At 72.5% G+C, this 17,585-nt stretch carries 15 protein-coding genes; 11 read left to right on the forward strand and 4 right to left on the reverse strand.

Features of this window, described 5'->3' with window-relative positions:
* Nucleotides 1–80: 80 nt before the first annotated feature.
* Nucleotides 81–1,490, reverse strand: a complete 1,410-nt coding sequence (locus WA640_RS13385; RefSeq protein ID WP_335988193.1) for an ABC transporter substrate-binding protein — start codon at nucleotides 1,488–1,490, stop codon at nucleotides 81–83.
* Between the two features lie 215 nt (nucleotides 1,491–1,705).
* On the opposite strand from WA640_RS13385, the gene WA640_RS13390 reads away from it, so the two are divergent.
* From WA640_RS13390 to WA640_RS13405, 4 genes are all read left to right on the forward strand, one after another.
* Nucleotides 1,706–2,881, forward strand: coding sequence for an ROK family transcriptional regulator (locus WA640_RS13390; protein WP_106365628.1), 1,176 nt, complete (start codon nucleotides 1,706–1,708; stop codon nucleotides 2,879–2,881).
* 67 nt (nucleotides 2,882–2,948) lie between these two features.
* Nucleotides 2,949–5,495 (forward strand): sensor histidine kinase, encoded by a 2,547-nt coding sequence (locus tag WA640_RS13395; protein WP_335988196.1) that lies wholly within the window; start codon nucleotides 2,949–2,951, stop codon nucleotides 5,493–5,495.
* Nucleotides 5,492–6,166 carry a response regulator gene (locus tag WA640_RS13400; protein WP_106365626.1) on the forward strand — a complete coding sequence of 225 codons (675 nt, stop codon included), beginning with the start codon at nucleotides 5,492–5,494 and terminating at the stop codon, nucleotides 6,164–6,166. The genes WA640_RS13395 and WA640_RS13400 overlap by 4 nt, the downstream gene beginning before the upstream one ends.
* A 139-nt stretch (nucleotides 6,167–6,305) precedes the next feature.
* Nucleotides 6,306–6,887 (forward strand): hypothetical protein, encoded by a 582-nt coding sequence (locus WA640_RS13405; protein WP_335988197.1) that lies wholly within the window; start codon nucleotides 6,306–6,308, stop codon nucleotides 6,885–6,887.
* On the opposite strand, the gene WA640_RS13410 is transcribed toward WA640_RS13405, so the two are convergent.
* From WA640_RS13410 to WA640_RS13420, 3 genes are all read right to left on the reverse strand, one after another.
* Nucleotides 6,881–9,337, reverse strand: coding sequence for a polysaccharide lyase 8 family protein (locus WA640_RS13410; protein ID WP_335988199.1), 2,457 nt, complete (start codon nucleotides 9,335–9,337; stop codon nucleotides 6,881–6,883). The genes WA640_RS13405 and WA640_RS13410 overlap by 7 nt on opposite strands.
* A gap of 120 nt (nucleotides 9,338–9,457) precedes the next feature.
* Nucleotides 9,458–10,669: a glutamate-cysteine ligase family protein gene (locus WA640_RS13415; RefSeq protein ID WP_335988200.1), complete on the reverse strand. Its 1,212-nt coding sequence runs from the start codon at nucleotides 10,667–10,669 to the stop codon at nucleotides 9,458–9,460.
* A 121-nt stretch (nucleotides 10,670–10,790) separates the two neighbouring features.
* The gene (locus tag WA640_RS13420; RefSeq protein ID WP_106365622.1) at nucleotides 10,791–11,246 is read right to left on the reverse strand and encodes an RrF2 family transcriptional regulator; all 456 of its coding nucleotides are present in this window, start codon (nucleotides 11,244–11,246) and stop codon (nucleotides 10,791–10,793) included.
* A gap of 262 nt (nucleotides 11,247–11,508) precedes the next feature.
* On the opposite strand from WA640_RS13420, the gene WA640_RS13425 reads away from it, so the two are divergent.
* From WA640_RS13425 to WA640_RS13455, 7 genes are all read left to right on the forward strand, one after another.
* Nucleotides 11,509–12,063 (forward strand): winged helix-turn-helix domain-containing protein, encoded by a 555-nt coding sequence (locus WA640_RS13425; protein WP_335988202.1) that lies wholly within the window; start codon nucleotides 11,509–11,511, stop codon nucleotides 12,061–12,063.
* Between the two features lie 282 nt (nucleotides 12,064–12,345).
* On the forward strand, nucleotides 12,346–12,885 hold the full coding sequence (locus tag WA640_RS13430) for an NADPH-dependent FMN reductase (protein WP_335988204.1): 540 nt from the start codon (nucleotides 12,346–12,348) through the stop codon (nucleotides 12,883–12,885).
* Nucleotides 12,882–13,382 carry a flavin reductase family protein gene (locus tag WA640_RS13435; protein ID WP_335988206.1) on the forward strand — a complete coding sequence of 167 codons (501 nt, stop codon included), beginning with the start codon at nucleotides 12,882–12,884 and terminating at the stop codon, nucleotides 13,380–13,382. Before WA640_RS13430 ends, WA640_RS13435 begins: the two co-directional genes overlap by 4 nt.
* Before the next feature lie 28 nt (nucleotides 13,383–13,410).
* Nucleotides 13,411–14,475, forward strand: coding sequence for an ABC transporter substrate-binding protein (locus WA640_RS13440; protein ID WP_335988207.1), 1,065 nt, complete (start codon nucleotides 13,411–13,413; stop codon nucleotides 14,473–14,475).
* Nucleotides 14,472–15,338, forward strand: a complete 867-nt coding sequence (locus WA640_RS13445; RefSeq protein ID WP_335988208.1) for an ABC transporter permease — start codon at nucleotides 14,472–14,474, stop codon at nucleotides 15,336–15,338. Before WA640_RS13440 ends, WA640_RS13445 begins: the two co-directional genes overlap by 4 nt.
* Nucleotides 15,314–16,072: an ABC transporter ATP-binding protein gene (locus WA640_RS13450; protein WP_335988209.1), complete on the forward strand. Its 759-nt coding sequence runs from the start codon at nucleotides 15,314–15,316 to the stop codon at nucleotides 16,070–16,072. The genes WA640_RS13445 and WA640_RS13450 overlap by 25 nt, the downstream gene beginning before the upstream one ends.
* On the forward strand, nucleotides 16,069–17,433 hold the full coding sequence (locus tag WA640_RS13455; RefSeq protein ID WP_335988210.1) for an LLM class flavin-dependent oxidoreductase: 1,365 nt from the start codon (nucleotides 16,069–16,071) through the stop codon (nucleotides 17,431–17,433). Before WA640_RS13450 ends, WA640_RS13455 begins: the two co-directional genes overlap by 4 nt.
* Nucleotides 17,434–17,585: the final 152 nt, after the last annotated feature.

Raw genomic sequence — 17,585 nt, forward strand, 5'->3', positions numbered from 1 at the left:
TGGGGGGGTGCCGGGCGGGCGGCGTGGCGCCCGCCCGGCGGGGAGGGGGCCCGGGGGTCTGGTCCGGGCCCGGGGTGCGGTTATTCGGCGGCGTCGAAGACCGCTTGCAGGTCGGCTTGGAGGGCGGCGAGCTCGGTCGGGATGTCGAGGCCGTCCTCGGTGTTGAACTTGGTGGCGTACTCGGCGAGGACCGCTTCGGCTTCGAGGAAGTTCGGCATGCCGCCTTCGTGGGAGGGGTTGTCGACGTAGCTCATGCCTTCGACGGCGGTGTCCCAGTTGATGTCCTGGCCTTCGAAATTGGCGGCGCCGACGCGCTCGAAGTAGCCGTCCTGGAGGCTGATGCGGGCGGGCATGCCGCCGTAGGTCTGGGTGAGGTCCTCGGCGGCGTCGCCGATGAGGTAGGTGAGGACGTCGAACGCCTCGTCGGGGTGCTCGGTGTTCTTCGTGATGGAGAAGGTGTCGGCGTGGAGCTTCGCGGTGGTGGTGCCGTCGTAGGAGGGGACGGCGGCGGTGTCCCAGGTGCCTTCGAACCCGGCCATGCAGCAGGTGGCGTACCACAGGTGGGTGTTGGCCATGGCGAGGTTGCCGGACTCGAACCAGGACCCGGCGTTGAGCATGTCGGAGTCGCCGTAGGGGCCGTTGGGGATGAAGTGGTCGGTCCACATGCCGTCGTAGTACCACTGCTGGGCCTCGGCCCAGTTCTCCGGGATCTGGGCGTTGCCGTCGGCGTCCACGAGGGATCCGGCGCCGAAGAGGGTGGACTGGGCGCGGATGTCGGCGAAGACGTTGCCGAACCCGAACTGGACGATGTTCGCGGGGTCGAAGTCGGGGCTGGTGGCGTCGTTGCCGTCTGCGTCGACGGTGAGCTGCTTGGCGAGCTCGGTCATCGTGGCGATGTCCCAGACGTGCTCGGTGCCTTGGGCGTCGATGTAGGGGGCGCCGTACTCCTGGGGCGGGTAGGGCAGTCCGGCCTCGTCGAACAGGTCGAGGTTGATGTAGAGGAAGGACGGGAAGACCGCGAAGGGCAGGCCGATCTGGCCTTCTTCTTCGATGCGGTAGAAGTCGACGAGGGCGGGGTCGAAGTCGGTGAGGTCGTACTCGTTCTCCTCGATGTACGGGGTGAGGTCGAGCCAGGCGCCGGGGAAGGTGGAGCGGCCGCGGATGCCCATGGGGCCGACGATGTCGGGGGCGTCGCCGGTGGCGATCTGGGTGGAGAGGATGTTCGGGGCCTGGTCGGCGTCGACGATCTCCAGGACCAGTTCGATGTCGTCCTGGGAGGCGTTGAACTCCTCGACGATCGCCTCCTGGGCGGGGATGGTCGGGGCGTCCGAGCCGGCGCCCATGCCGACGAACCAGCGGATCTCCACTTTGCCGGAGGCGCTGGAGCCGCCGCCGTCGAGGCACGCGGCGGCGAGGAGGAGTGCGGTGCCGCCGAGGGCGGCGGCCTTGGCGGCGGCCGCGCCGCGGCGGCGGCGGGGAGGTGTGGTCACGGGTGCTCCTTGCTGCGGCCGCGGGGGACGCCTGCGGCCGGGAGGGGATGATGAACGCGGTCCTTGCGCCCCCGGACCGGGGGCCGGATGTAGGCTGGACCAGTAGGTCTACGACTTACTGTTAAGACTTAGATTAAGTAGATCGACTCGTGCCGTCAATCTCCCCGCAATAACGGCATGGCTCCGGACAGGTAACGACACGGACTGGTGGACAGATGGAACGCCCCAAGCGGATGACGACCCGCGACCTCAAGCTCGGCAACCGGATGCGACTGCTGCGGACGCTGTACTTCGAGGGGCCGCTCACCCGCAGGGACCTCGCCCCCGCCACGGGCCTGAGCACCGCGACGGTCTCGAACGTCACCGCCGAGCTCATCGCCGAAGGCATCGTCCGCGAGGCCGGGAAGGTCGACTCCGACGGCGGCCGCCCCCACATCCTGCTCGAAGTGGACCCCGGGCACGCGCTCGTCGTCGGCGTTGACGTCGGCGAGACCCACGTGCAGGTCGAGCTGCTGGACCTCACGCTCGAACCGCGGGCCGCCGCGCGGTACGCGCTCGAAGCGGGCCGGCACGACCCGGCGACGGTCATCGACCGGATCGCCGCCGGAGTCGGGGAGGTGCTCGGCGCGGCAGGCGGCGTCCCGGTCCTCGGCGTCGGCGTCGGCATGCCCGGCATCGTCGAGTACGGGCCCGACGGGATCGTCCACGCCCAGGCGTTCGGCTGGGACGCGGTCCCCTTGGGGCGCCTGCTGGCCGAGCGCCTCGGGCCGCTGCCGGTCCACGTCGAGAACGGCGCGATGACCATGGGCCAGGCCGAACTGTGGTTCGGGGCCGGCAAGGGCGCCTCGAACGCGATCATCGCACTCATCGGCTCCGGCGTCGGCTCGTGCGTCGTCGCCGACGGCGCCCTCTACCGCGGCGCGGGATCCAGCGCCGGGGAGTGGGGCCACACCACGATGCGCGTCGACGGGCGCCGCTGCCGGTGCGGATCGCGCGGCTGCCTGGAGGCGTACGTCGGCGCCGAAGGCGTCCTCGACCGGTTCCTCGCCGCGACCGGCGCCGTCGACCTCGACGGCGGCGAGGAGGCGGCCCTGGAGCGGCTCCTCGACGACCCCGCGGCCGCCGACGTGATCGACGAGACCGTCCGCTACCTCGGCGCCGGACTCGCCGACCTGCTCAACCTGTTCAACCCCGAGCTGATCGTCATCGGCGGCTGGGCCGGGCACCTCCTCGCGGCCCGCCGCCTCGCCGACATCACCGCCGCCACCGGCGAATACGCCCTCAAGCAGCCCTTCGCGACCGCGCGCATCGCCCCCGGGCTCCTCGGCCCCGACGCCGTCGCCAAGGGCGCCGCGACCCCCGTCATCGTCCGGTTCCTCGGCGGCGCTTAGGACCCGTCCTGACACCTTTGACGCGTTCTTGACGGCCGTTCTGGCAAATCGCGGCAATGATGAGTAGGTGCCACGAGGACAGCTCCGGATCTACCTGGGCGCGGCCCCCGGCGTCGGCAAGACCTACGCCGCGCTCGAAGAGGCCCGCCGCCGCGCCGACCGCGGGACCGACGTCGTCATCGGCTTCGTCGAGACCCACGGCAGGCAGGCCACCGCCGACCTCGTCGACGGACTGGAGACCGTGCCCCGCCGCGCCGTCGAGTACCGGGGATCCTCCTTCGAGGAGTTCGACGCCGACGCGGTGCTGCGCCGCGCCCCGGCCGTGGCCCTCGTGGACGAGCTCGCGCACACCAACGTCCCCGGCTCGCGCAACGAGAAGCGCTGGCAGGACATCGACGAGCTCCTCGATGCGGGGATCGACGTCATCTCGACGGTGAACGTGCAGCACCTCGAATCCCTCAACGACGTCGTCGCCCAGATCACCGGGGTCCCGCAGCGCGAAACCGTCCCCGATGAGGTCGTGCGCCGCGCGGACCAGGTGGAGCTGGCCGACATCACGCCGGAGGCGCTGCGCCGCCGCATGGTCCACGGCAACGTGTACCCGCCCGAGAAAGTCGATGCGGCCCTGTCGAACTACTTCCGGGTCGGGAACCTCACGGCCCTGCGCGAGATCGCCCTGCTCTGGCTCGCCGACAAGGTCGAAGACCAGCTGGAGCAGTACCGCGAGGACCAGCACATCACCGCCGTGTGGGAGTCGCGCGAACGCGTCGTCGTGGCGCTCTCGGGAGGCGACGAGGGCGACACGCTCATCCGCCGAGCCGCCCGCATCGCCGCCAGGTCCGGGAACGCCGACTTGAAAGCCGTGTACGTCGCCTCCGGCGACGGGCTCACCAGCGCCAGGTCGGCCCGCAACCTCTCGCGGCAGCGGACCCTGGTGGAGGATCTGGGCGGGACGTACCACCAAGTCGTGGGCGACTCGATTCCTGATGCGCTGCTGGAGTTCGCGCGCGGCGCGAACGCCACGCAGCTGGTCCTCGGGGCCTCGCGCCGCGGCCGGTTCGCCCAGGCCCTCTCGCGCGGCGTCGGCGTCACCACCACGGCCCGGTCCGGGAAGATCGACGTGCACCTGGTCAGCCACGAGCGCGTCAGGTCCGTCAAGCGGGCCCGGTCAGGCCCGGGCATCGTGGACGCCGCGCGGCGCCGCTTCGGGATCGCGCTCGCGTTCCTGGGGATTCCCGCGCTCGTCACGATCCTCATCCCCCTCCACGAGGACCTGTCGCTGACGACGATGATCCTCATCGTCCTCACCGCGGTCATGGCCCTGACGCTCACCGGGGGCATGTGGCCCGCGCTGCTGGGCGCGCTGATCGGGTTCCTGCTCCTCAACTACTTCTTCGCGACCCCCTACTACGAGTTCAAGATCCACGACCAGGAGCAGGTGGTCGCCCTCGTCGTGTTCGTGGCGCTCGCGCTCGGCGGCGCGGCCGTGGTGAACCTGTCGGCGGCGCGGGCGCGGCTGGCGGCGCGCGCCAGCGCCGAGGCGCAGACCCTCGCGACGCTCGCGGGGAACGTGCTGCGCGGTGGCTCGGGGCTCGACGACCTGCTGGAGCAGCTGCGGGAGACGTTCTCGCTCACGTCGGTGACCCTGCTGGAGCGCACGGCGCCGGGCGCGGGCCCGGACGAGCGGCACGACCCGAAGGCGTGGCGCATCGTGGCGCACGCGGGCGCCGCGTGCGGCAGCCCCGGTGCCGCGGAGAACGACCTGCCGATCCGGGACGACCTCGCGATGGCGCTGCGCGGGCACACGCTCGAAGCGGCGGACCGGCGGATCGCGCAGGCGTTCGCGATGCACGCCGCCGCCGCGCTGGAACGCGAACGCCTTGAACGTCAAGCAGAAGCGGTCGAGCGGCTGACCGACGCGGACAAGCTCCGGACGGCGCTACTGGCCGCGGTCTCGCACGACCTGCGCACGCCGCTGGCCTCGGCCCGCGTCGCCGTGTCGAGCCTGAAATCCACCGGAGAGCTGTTCACGCCCGGAGAACGCATGGAACTGCTCGACTCGGCCGAGCAGTCGCTGGCGCGGCTGACGGGCCTGGTCGACAACCTGCTCGACATGAGCCGCCTCCAAGCAGGCGTGCTCGGCGCCGACCCCGTACCGATCGCCCTCGACGAAGCCGTCCCGTGGGCGCTCGACGAGATCGGCGAGGCCGCGGCGGATGTGCGGCTCGACGTGCCCGCGGACCTGCCGGAGGTGATGGCCGATCCGGGTCTGCTTCAGCGGATCCTGGTGAACGTCATCGCCAACTCGCTGCGGTACAGCCCCGAAGGGGAGCCGCCGCGGCTGACGGCGGGCATCCACGGCGGGACGGTGGAGCTGCGGGTGATCGACCGCGGCCCGGGCGTCCCTGACGAGGACCGCGAGACGATGTTCCGGCCGTTCCAGCGGCTCGGCGACCGCGACAACACGACCGGCGTCGGCCTCGGCCTCGCGCTCTCGCGCGGCCTGGCCGAAGCGATGGGCGGCACGCTGGGGCCGGAGGCGACTCCGGGCGGCGGGCTGACGATGGTGCTGGCGCTGCGGATCGCGGCGCCTGATGGAGAGGGTGCGGAGTGATCAAGGTCCTGGTAGTCGACGATGAGCCGCAGATCGCGCGGGCGCTGCGGATCAACCTGGCGGCGCACGGGTACGAGGTGACGACCGCGGCCGACGGCGCGCAGGCGCTGCGCGCGGCCGCGGCGGTCGTCCCGGATCTGGTGGTGCTCGACCTGGGCCTGCCGGACATGGACGGCGCCGAGGTGATCGAGGGCCTGCGCGGCTGGTCGAAGGCGCCGATCCTGGTCCTGTCTGGCCGGGCCGCGAGCGCCGAGAAGATCGCCGCGCTGGATGCGGGCGCGGACGACTACGTGACCAAGCCGTTCGACATCGGCGAGCTGCTCGCGCGGGTCCGGGCGGCCACGCGCCGGTCGGGGCCGGGCGCGGAATCGCCGGTGACGGCGATCGGCCCGGTCACTGTGGACTTGTCGGCCCGGGAGGTCCGCAAGGACGGCGACGAGGTGCGGCTGACGCCGACCGAGTGGCAGCTCCTTGAGGTGCTGCTGCGCAACCCGGGGAAGCTCGTGAGCCAGCGCGAGCTCCTCCACCGCGTCTGGGGCCCCAACTACGACCGCGAGACGAACTACCTGCGCCAGTACATGGCCCAGCTGCGCCGCAAGCTGGAGGCGGACCCGGCCCGGCCGGTGCATCTGCTGACTGAGCCAGGTATGGGGTACCGGTTCCGGCCGTAGGCCGGTCAGAGGCGCAGTCGGCCGTAGGCCGGTCAGCGGCGCAGTAGGCCGTCGGTTCGTGCCAGGTGGCGCGGCGCGGTCCCCCGGGCGCGCTTCCTCCTCCTACAGTGGGCGGCGGGCCCCCTGAAAGGAGACCGAGATGAGCGGTGCCGATATGAAACCCGGTGCGCTGGAGGCCGGGACGGCGTTCCTGTGGGGCGCGACCGCGGTCCTGGCGGCCGCGGCGATAGTGCGGGTGGTCCTGTACGGCGCGTTCCAGGACGCGCAGTCCGAGGCGTGCGACGCGGTCTTCAACGCGTCGCCGACCGGGAACTGGCCCGACGATTCGTCACCGTGCGAGCAGCTCAGTCCGCTGGGCTGGTTCCTGCCGTACTGGGGCGCGATCGCCGCGGCGGTGTTGTTCTTCGCGCTCCTGCTCGCGGCGGCGATCGGCACCGGCCGGGGCCGCGCGGGCGCGCGGACCCTCGCGGCCGTCAGCGCCCCGCTCGCGGTGGCCCTGTGGGCGGTCCCGGGCCTGCTGGACCTCGGCTGGGTCTTCGCCGAGGCCGGCGCCAACGACGCGGACAACGAAGTCGTCGCGTACCTCCGCGACCACTTCCCGGCCTGGTTCGGCGCGGGTGAGACGACGCTCCAGATCGTCTTCATCGTCGTTGCGGCACTGGCCTTGTGGCTGCTGTACCGCCCCGGCGTCGGCGCTTTTCTCAAACGCGACGATCAGTAGCCGATGGTGGCCGTCAGGGTCTGGCCGCCGGTGTCGGTGAGGTCGACGGTGAGGCGGGCCCGGTCGCCGGCCTCGATCTCGAAGCCGTCGCCTTCCATGACCTTCGTCGCGGCGAAGGGCAGTTCGATGACTACTTTGCCTGCGGTGCGGCCGGGGTCGGCGACGGCGATCGCGGCGGCGGCCTCCTGGCGGATGAGCACGACCGAGGCGGGCGCGTCGCAGGCGAGGCCGCCCGCTTCGCCGGCCTCCCAGAAGTGCGCGGCGATGACGCCCGCTTCGGTGTCCTCGACGGCCTGGACGGTCGCGGTGTTCGCGAGGACCCTGATGCGGTCGCCTCCGGCGAGGGTCGCCGTCGCGGGCGCGTCCACAGCGGGCAGCAGGATGTACGCGTAGGAGGCGTCCACGGGCGAGACGCCGTGGTCGAACCAGAGGGTGACGTAGCGGCGGGTGTGGACGGCGGTGTCGCCGCCGCCGGTGGTGGGTCCCTGCTCGATGTCGTTCCAGGCGCCGTCGCGGGATTCGCGCAGGCCGCGCAGACCGGTGGCGCCCTGGGGGAAGACGTAGCCGCCGACGCCGTCGAGGTGGATCCAGCGGGCGTCGTCGAGGTTCGCGGACCAGCCGACGTCGCGCGACTGCGGGTCGCCGTTGACCGACAGGAGCGCGTCGCCGTCCTCGCCGAGGTTGCGGTGCTCCACGGTGGTCTCGATGGTGCGGCCGTCGGAGGCGGTGATGCCCGCGCCGAGGGCGACGACCGCGTCGTGGACGGTGAACCAGGACTTCTTGGCGCGCAGGGTGGAGCCGTCGGCGATCAGGTCCATCGCGGCGACCGCGTACGTGCCTTCGAGGACGGCGCCTCCGGCGACGGTGTTCTCGGGCAGGTGCTTGACCATGCCCTCCTCGTCGGCGGTGACCTCGCGCTCGCGGGTGTCCACGGTGGTGCCGGGGAGCCGGTAGGGGTTCGCGGTGGGCCAGAACTCGTCGCTGTAGTGGAGGGGGTCGCCGGGCAGGTACAGGTAGGTCATGCCGTCGCCGAGGTACCAGCCGCGGAGGTTCTCCCAGTTGCCCATCTCGTAGGCGGCCACGCGGTTCGAGGACATGGACAGGGCCCAGGACCAGTGGGTGCGGCGGGCGACGGCGCGGTCCATGTCGGCGAACACGTGCGTGGAGGTGGCGCGAGCGGCGGGCTCGACCGTGTCGTCGGCGAGGATCGCCTTGACGCGGCTGATCCCGGGGATGCCGGCCTCGGCGGCGAACGGGAGGGTCTCCTGCGAGCGCTGGACCCAGCCTTTGACGAGGGAGTGCCAGCGGTCGCGGTAGTCGGCGGGGGCGCCGACGGCGAGGAGCGTTGCGGCCGTGATGAATCCGGTGGAGTTGTGGTAGTCGCGCTGCTCGGGGCGGGAGACGCCGCGGCCGTACACGCAGTCCATGAACAGGCCGTCCTCGACGAACGGCGCGAAGCTCGCCTCGACGGCGTCGTAGAGGACCGGCACGTTGTCGTCGACGACCTCCCCGGCGGACCCGGCCAGGAGCGACACGGCCATGCCCGCGGAGGACAGGAGGGTCGTGCCGTAGGCGGCGGCGTAGGGGACGTCGTCGTGCTGGATGAGGGAGCCGTCGCGGTAGAACCCGTCGCCTTCGGTGACGTACTGGAACAGCGAGTGGCGGCCGTCGTCGACCTTCCCGGAGAGGTCGTCGCGGGCGCGGCGGAGCTTGTCCTCGTCGCGGGCCAGGATGCCGTGGAGGGCGACGACGACGGCCTTGTCGGCGCGGTTGGCGCCGGTCTCGTGGATGTTCGGGTTGACCACGCGCATGTCGGCGTCGGGGCACCAGCGGCCGACGGCGGCGAGGTAGTTCGCGAGCCGCTCGGCGGGGATGCGGTCGTAGAGGATGACGCAGGTCTTCAGCAGTGCCGAGGGCGTGCCGATCTCCCACCAGTACCAGTTGTCGACCTCTTCGGCGTCCTCGTTGTAGCCGCCGTCGTAGAGCAGGGCGAGGGAGTCGACGATCGCGTCGGCGATCTCGTCGCTGGCGTACTGCTCGGTGCCGGGGGTGGCCCAGGCGGTGGCGAGGCGGTAGAGCTGCCGGTAGGAGTTGTTGAAGTTCGACGCCGAGGAGACTGGGCTGAGGTCGGGCCAGACGGCGGTGCGGCCCTCGGTGCGGTCCATGGTCTCCCACAGGACGGCGGACTCGGAGCTGATGCGGCTGATCGCCGGGGCGTACTCGGGGTCGTCGGGGTGGATCTCGCCGCCGACGAACAGCTCGGCGGCCCGCAGGCGCAGCTGGTCGAAGTCGAGCGGGTTGAGCGGGCCCTCGACGCCGGTGATGCGCGGGTCGTCGCCGCGGCCGGAGAGGTAGGCGGCGATGCCGACGCCCGCGCCGACCCCAGCGAGGCCCAGGGCCCCTCCCAGCAGCAGCGTCCGGCGGTTGAAGGGGGAGGGCGTTGCAGGCATGCGGCGTCCAAGTCGAGGCGACGGGGAGGAGGTCGCCCCAATACTAGCGGCCGCACCGGAAGCGCTCGGTCCCCCGTTGACCTGCGGGCCTTCGGTGAGGCTTGCGCCACAGTGGTCGAATCACCGCGATCCGGGCACCAGGTCGTCGGCGCGGGTGCGGCCTTGGGCGACATAGGCGTCGGTGAAGGCCCCGACGGCGGCGGCGATGGCCGGGTCGGTCTGGGCGGCGAGGGCCGCGGTGAAGCAGGCGCGGGCCGCGGCGGCGATGGCGGGGTCGTGGAGGGCCGCGGTGGCGGCGCGGAGGTAGAGGTCGGCGGAGGCGGCCCCGGCCCAGAGGGGTTCGAGGGCCGCGGCGGCGGCCTCGCTCGCGGCGGGGTCGTCGAGGAGGGCCGCGGCGACGGCGACGGGGACGATCCAGTCGGGGCCGGGCTGGGCGTCGATCATGCGCAGTTCGAGGTAGCGGCCGCGGGGGCGCACGGGCGGGAACAGCGTCGAGAGGTGGAAGTCGAGGTCGTCGCGGGTGGGCGGGCGCAGGTCGGCGGCGCGGAGCCAGTCTCGGAAGGTGAGGCCGCGGGGGACGGTCCAGCGGCCGGGGCCGCGCACGGCCATGACGCGCGCGTCGAGGGCGTAGCGGGCCCAGGATTCGCGCGGGTTCCCGGCGGGGACGGGGCGCGAGCGGGTCGGGTCGATCGCGGTCCACACGTGCTGGCGGGTGGAGCGCCACAGGCTCGGCTCGCCGCGGCGCAGCGGGGAGTTCGCGAACGCGGCGACCAGGACCGGGGCGAGGCGGTGGGCGAGGGCCCAGCGGGAGGCGATCTCGGCTTCGGTCCCGGTGTCGAGGCAGACCTGGACGGAGGCGGTGTTCGCCATCATCCACCGCCCGGCGCGCCCGTCCTGGTCGAACAGCTCCTCCATGGCCTGGTAGCGCGCGGACCGGACCACCCTGCGGGGCAGGCGGACCGGGTCCAGGCCCAGGCCGAGGAGTTCGAGGCCCTCATCGGCGAGCGCCGCGGCGACGCGGGCGCGGTCGGCTTCGAGGTCGTCGAAGCACTCGCGCACGGACGCGGGCCGGGTGCTCAGTTCGAGGGCGCCGCCGGGCTCGAAGCTGAGCCGGGTACATCGCGGCAGGGCGTCCCGCACGCCCAGGAGCGCCTTGACGGTCTCGTCGTCGATGCGGCGGCGCCGGTCCGCGGTGCTGGTGAGGTGCCACTCCGCCTCAGCACCGACGTGTCCCGGCGGATTCGCCGCGAACCCCTGGGCCGCAGCGTAGGCGAAGGCGTCGTCCTCGGTGAGGGGCGCGGCGGTGCGGTCGCGGAGCGTGGCTTCGGACATGCTGTCCTCCCGGTCTCGGTGGAGGCCGCGGGCCGCCGGGCCCGCGCCGAGTATTCCTATCGAATCAATAGGATATAAGCATGGTACGGCCCGCCGCCCTGCCGCGCAACCGGAAGCGCGGTCAGCGCGGCATCCACGCGTCGTCGGCGGCGGTCAGCTCGGCGATGCGCACCGGGAAGTCCCCCGTGGCCGCCTGCGCGAGCGAGACCTCGTCGAAGACCGAGCGCACCGCCGCGCGCGCGGCGACCCACAGCCGCGGCAGGTTCACCGCGGCCCCTTCGTAACTCGTCTCCTCGGGGCGCCGCCCGCGGACCTCCGAGAGCGGCCCGTCGACCGCGCGCAGCACCTCCCCCACCGAGACGTCGCCGGGGTCGCGGGCGAGCCGGTAGCCGCCCTCGACGCCGCGAACGGAGTCGACGAGGTGGGCCCGGCGCAGGTCGCCGAGGATGACCTCGGCGAACTTGCGCGGCAGGGCCTGCGCGGCCGCGAGCGCGCTGGCGGAGATGGTCCGCGGATGGCCGGTGGCGAGCGTGACGGCGATGCGGACGGCGTACTCGCCTCGTGCGGAGACCTGCATGGCGCGGCTCCCTTCGTGATCTGGGGCAAACCGGAACGTGTACTTGAATCCTACTTGATCGATAGGATATGCTGTCGGAGTGAACCGCACCAGCGAGCCCGCGCGTCAGTGGCCCACCAAGAGGCGCCACATCGACTTCGCGCGTTCGGCATCGGCGCTGTGTCGCCCGGGCCGCGCCGCCGGACCGCACCGCTGACCGCGGGCGGAACCCGCGGCGCCGCCCTCCCCCGGACTCCGATCGAGCACGAACGAAGGCGCCGCCATGACTCCCGTCCAGACCCGCACCCGCCCCCCGGCCCACCGCCGCTCGGGCACCGCCACCATCACCGTCACCGTCGAGATCCCCGCCGACGACCCGAGGCTCGCGAGGCGGCTGACCGCCGCGCTCGGGGTCCTCGCGCAGGGCGGCGGCCGCGTCGCCATCGAAGGGGCGCAACCGCTTCCGGCCGAGCCGGCCCCCGAGGCCCCGGCCGTCTCGCCCGCGCTGGTGATCGACGTGCCGGGCCGCGAGGTGACAATCCACGGCGAGGAGGTCGCGCTGACCCGCCTGGAGTTCGAGCTCCTCGCGTTCCTCGCGCGCCACCCCGGCATGGTCCACACCAGATCCGAACTGCTCCAGTACGTCTGGGAGACACCGGACACGGGCCTGCCCGGGCGGACCGTAGACGTCCACGTGCGGCGCCTGCGCGCCAAGCTCGCCGAGTTCGACGCGCTCGTCTCGACCGTCCGCGGGGTCGGCTACCGGTTCACCCGCAGCCGCGACGTGGAGTACCGGACCGGGACCGGCTACAGCGAGGACCGGGGTCTCACGATCTAAGAACTCCTAGTATTTCTATAGGAATACTGTTAGTGTTGTCGGCATGACGTCCGCCAGCCTCCTGACGCGGCGGCGCGAGATCGACCAGATGCGCGCCGCCAGCGCCCTGTGTCGTTTTCAGAAGCACTGTCGTCCGCGAATGCGCTAGTCGGGCCCGCGCGCCCCGCGCCGCCCGACTGCGCATCGCTTCGAATCTCCTTCTCCCGGCTCCCATCCCGGTTCTTCACGCGCGCCCTCCTCCGGGCGGCGCCCTCGCACGCTACCCACCGTAAGGACTCCACTGTGACCGACAGCTTCGCCGTGACCGCCGTGGTCGGCAACCCCAAGCGCCTCTCGCGCACCCTCACCACCGCCGAGGCCCTCGCCGCCGCCATCGCGGCCGGGATCGGCACCGAGCCGCGCACCACCTCGACCGACCTCGCCGAGCTCTACCTCGACGGGATCGAACCGCCGCACGACGGCTTCGAGCACGCCCTGGACCGCATCAAGACCGCGCCGGTCCTGGTCGTGGGCACGCCCGTCTACAAAGCCTCCTACACGGGCCTGCTGAAACTCTTCCTCGACCAGCTCCCGCCGGGCGCACTGCAAGGGACCGTGGCGGTCCCGGTCACGGTCGCCGCCTCGGCCGAGCACCGGTTCCTCGCCGACCTCCAGCTGCGGCCGGTCCTGGCCGAGCTGGGCGCGAGCCTGCCGGTGCCCTCGCTCACGCTGCGGGAGAAGGAGCTCGGCGACCTCGACGCGCTCATCGCGGCCTGGACCGGCGCCAACCTGCCCGCGCTCGCCGCGGCGGCAGGCCGCGAATCCGCGGGGGTGGCGGCATGAGCACCCAGGTCCAGGCCGGGGTCGAGCCCGGCGTGTTCCGGTCCCTGTTCCGCGCCCACCCCGCCGGGGTGACCGTGGTCTGCGCCGACCCGGGCACCGGCCCGGCCGGGTTCACCGCGACGTCGCTGACGTCGGTGTCGCTCGACCCGCCGCTGGTGTCGTTCGCGATCGCGAACACCTCCTCGGCGTGGCCGGCGGTCCGCGAGTCCGCGAGCCTGACGGTGAACTTCCTCGCCGCCGACCAGCACGCGGTGGCGACCCGCTTCGCCACCAGCGGCATCGACCGGTTCCAGGGCACCGCGTGGTCGCGCCTGGAGACCGGCGAACCGGTCCTGGCCGACGCCCCCGCGCACCTGCGGGCGGTCGTCACCGACCGCATCGAGGCCGGGGACCACCACATCGTCCTGGCCCTGGTCGTCGACGCCGCCGCGGGCGGCGACCACGACCCGCTGGTCTACCACGCGGGCGGCTACTGCGCCGCCGCTCCCCTCGACTGACCTCCACCTCGTTCCGAAAGGCCTTCCCGTGCAATCCAAGACCACCCGACGAACCCTTCTGGCGGGCGTTCCCGCCGTCGCCGCGCTGGCCCTCGCCGCGTGCTCCGAAGAGGACGGCGGGCCCGTGCTCGCCGCCGACGCCGACCTGCCGACCGCCGTGCCCGAGGGCACGAAGCTCGTCATCGGCGACCCGTCCCAGCAGGTCGCCTTCGAGCTGTCGGGGCTGGCGTCGCTGCTCACCTTCGACGTGGAGTGGGCGAACATCTCCGGCGGGCCCAAGTCCGCGGAGGCGTTCCGCGCCAAGTCCCTCGACATCTCCTCGGTGGCCGACATCCCGCCGATCCACACCAACTGGACCGGCCTGCCGACGAAGATCGTGGCGGCGGCCGGGCGCATCGACCCGCTCCAGCACCCGATCTACGACCTCGGGATCGCCCCCGGGGTCGACGTGGCGTCCCTGGAGGACCTGGCGGGCAAGCGGATCGCATACTCCCCCGGGCAGGCCCAGGGCGCGCTCATCCTGCGGGTCCTGGACGCGGCCGGGCTGACCCAGGACGACGTGGAGCTGGTGGAGCTGCCGTCCACGGCCGACACCTACTCGAACGCCCTGGCGGGCGGGGAGGTCGACGTGGCGCCGATCGGCGGCACCCAGGTCAAGTCCTATGTGAACAAGTACGGCTCGGACGGGGCGACGACGATCCCGCACGGGCTGCGCGACGACCCGTGGGTGCTGTACGCGCCCGTGGAGGTCCTGGAGGACGCCGACAAGGCCGCCGCGATCGCCGAGTACGTGCGCCTGTGGGGCGCCGCGAAGCTCTGGACCCGCGCCAACCGCGACGAGTGGATCAACGCCTGGTACGTCGAGCACGAGGGCCTGTCGGTCGAGGACGGCGAGTACCTGCACGACCGCGAGGGCGAGCCGGACTTCCCCGAGAACTGGGACGAGACGATCGCCCGCCACCAGGAGACCATCGAGATCGTGGCCGAGGGCACCGGCAACGAGGTGCTCGACGCCGAGGACCTGTACGACCGGCGCTTCGAGCCGCTCGTGGCCGAGGGCATCGCCGAGTACGGGGACGGCGGCGCGTCATGACCGCCCTGAAGACCGAGGCGAAGGCGGTCGTCCCGCCCGTCGACGACGAGGAGCTGGCCGCCGGGCGGGCCTCGCGGCCCCGCGGCAAGCGCCGCCTCGGGCCGGGCAAGCCGATCCCGCTGGCGTTCCTCATCGGGCCGCTCCTGCTGCTGGTCGTGTGGGCCTGGGGCTCGGCGGCCGGGTGGATCGACGACCGCGTCCTGACCGCGCCGTGGACCGTGGTGACCACGGCCTGGGAGCGGTGGGAGTCCGGGAAGCTCGGCCCCGACCTGCTCGTGTCCACGCAGCGGTTCGCGCTGGGCCTGCTGTTCGGGGTCCTCGCCGGGCTCGTGCTCGCGCTCGTGTCCGGGCTCAGCCGCTGGGGCGAGGCGATCGTGGACGGGCCCGTGCAGATCAAGCGGTCCATCCCGAACCTCGCGCTGCTGCCGCTCCTGCTGCTGTGGTTCGGCATCGACGAGCGCATGAAGATCATCACGATCGCGCTCGGCGTGCTCATCCCGATCTACATCCACACCCACAACGGGCTCAGGTCCATCGACGGGCGCTACGCCGAACTGGCGGAGACCCTGCGGCTCAAGCCGGCCGCGTTCATCGGCCGCGTGGTCCTGCCGGGCGCGCTGCCGGGGTTCCTTTTGGGCATGCGGTTCGCCGTGACCTCCGCGTGGCTGTCCCTGGTGGTGGTCGAGCAGGTCAACGCCACCAGCGGCATCGGGTACATGATGCTGCTGGCCGGGACGTACGGGCAGACCGACGTCATCATCGTCGGCCTGGTCCTGTACGCGCTCCTGGGGCTGGCCTCCGACGCGATCGTCCGACTGATTCAGAGGAGGGCCCTGACATGGCGCCGCACACTGGAGGACTGACCACCGGAGCGGCCGTGCGCATCAGCGGCCTGCACCGGTCCTTCACCGACGACCGGCCGGTCCTGTCCGGACTGGAGCTCCAGATCGGGCAGGGCGAGTTCGTGGCCCTGCTCGGCCGGTCGGGGTCGGGGAAGTCGACGCTCCTGCGGGCCCTCGCCGGGCTCGACCAGGACGCGACCGGGACCGGCGACATCGAAGTGCCCGAGCAGGTCTCGGTGGTGTTCCAGGACTCCCGGCTGCTCCCGTGGCAGCGGGTCCTGCGCAACGTCGTGCTGGGGCTGACCGGTCCCGGCGCCGTGCAGCGCGGCAAGGACGCGCTCGCGGAGGTCGGGCTCGCCGGGCGCGAGCGGGCCTGGCCCCGGGAGCTCTCGGGCGGCGAGCAGCAGCGCGTGGCCCTGGCCCGGTCCCTGGTGCGCGAACCCGAACTGCTGCTCGCCGACGAGCCCTTCGGGGCCCTGGACGCGCTGACCCGCATCAAGATGCACGGGCTGCTGCGGGCCCTGTACGAGCGGCACCGGCCCGCGGTCCTGCTCGTGACGCACGACGTGGACGAGGCGATCGTCCTCGCCGACCGCGTGCTCGTGCTCGACCACGGCGTGGTCAAGACCGAGCGGCGCATCGACCTCGACGGCACCCGCGACCCCTCGGACCCGCGCTTCGCGGCCGTCCGCACCGAACTGCTCGCCGCGCTCGGCCTGGCCGGGGGCGCCGAGATCAAGCAGGAGGAATCATGAGCAAGCCGCTGCACCTCAACGCGTTCCTGATGAGCACCGGGCACCACGAGGCGTCCTGGCGCCTGCCGGAGTCCGACCCGTACTCGACCACGTCGATCGCGCACTACGCGAAGCTCGCGCAGACCGCCGAGCGCGGGAAGCTCGACTCGATCTTCTTCGCCGACTCGCCGTCCCTGTGGGGCACCATCGGGCGCCGTCCTTCAGGGTCGCTGGAGCCGACGGTGGTCCTCGCGGCCATCGCGGCCTTGACGACGCACATCGGGCTCATCGCGACCGCGTCGACGACGTACAACGAGCCGTACAACCTGGCGCGGCGCTTCGCCTCGGTCGACCACATCTCCGGGGGCCGGGTCGGCTGGAACATCGTCACCACCGCGACGCTGGACGCGGCGAGGAACTTCAACCTCGACGAGCTGCCGTCCCATGCGGCGCGGTACGCGCGGGCCGAGGAGTTCCTCCAGGTCGCCAAGAAGCTGTGGGACTCATGGGACGACGCCGCGGTCCTCGCCGACAAGGAGGCGGGGCTGTGGGGCGACGACCGGCTGCTGTACCCCGCCGCGCACGAGGGCGAGCACTTCCAGGTCGCCGGGGCGCTCAACGTGCCCAGGTCGCCGCAGGGGCACCCGCTGCTCGTGCAGGCCGGGTCCTCGGAGGACGGGAAGGCGTTCGCGGCCAACCACGCCGAGGCGATCTTCACCGCGTGGCAGACCATCGAGGAGGCGCAGGCGTTCTACGCCGACATCAAGCGCCGCGCGAAGGACGCCGGGAGGGACCCCGACGCGGTCCTGGTGCTCCCGGGGATCGTCCCGGTCCTGGGCTCGACCGAGGCCGAGGCGCGCCTGCTGGAGGAGGAGCTGGACCGGCTCATCGTCCCCGAGTACGCGCTGGGCAACCTCGCCAAGCAGCTCAAGCTCGACCCGTCCGAACTGGACCTCGACAAGGAGCTGCCCGCGGTCCTGCCCACCGAGGACGAGATCGAGGGCGCCAAGAGCCGCTTCACGCTCATCGTGGACCTGGCCCGGCGCGAGCACCTGACGGTGCGCCAGCTCATCGGGCGCCTCGGCGGCGGCAGGGGGCACCGGACCTTCACCGGGACGCCCGAGCAGGTCGCCGACGCGATCCTCGACTGGGCCGACAACGGCGCCGCCGACGGGTTCAACATCATGCCCGCGGTCCTGCCCTCGGGACTGGAGGCGTTCGTCGACGAGGTCGTCCCGATCCTGCAGGCGAAGGGCCGCTTCCGCACCGAGTACGAGGCGGAGACCCTGCGCGGCCACTACGGGCTCGCGCGCCCGGCGAACCCGCGGCGCGCCGCCGCGGTCGAGTCGGCCGTGCGCGGCGTCCTCGCCCACGCCCGCTAGGACATACCGGGCCGAACCGTCCCAAGGGCCGGAACGGCCGCGGGACGGCGGGCGTTTGCCGAGCCAGAACGCGTGCGCTCCGCCCACATGACGGGACCGGGGTTGCCTCGGCACTTGAGGCAACCCTAGAATTCCCACTAGATTAGTCTGAA

Source organism: Glycomyces sp. MUSA5-2, from assembly GCF_037034145.1.
Taxonomy (GTDB): Bacteria; Actinomycetota; Actinomycetes; order Mycobacteriales; family Micromonosporaceae; genus Glycomyces; species Glycomyces artemisiae.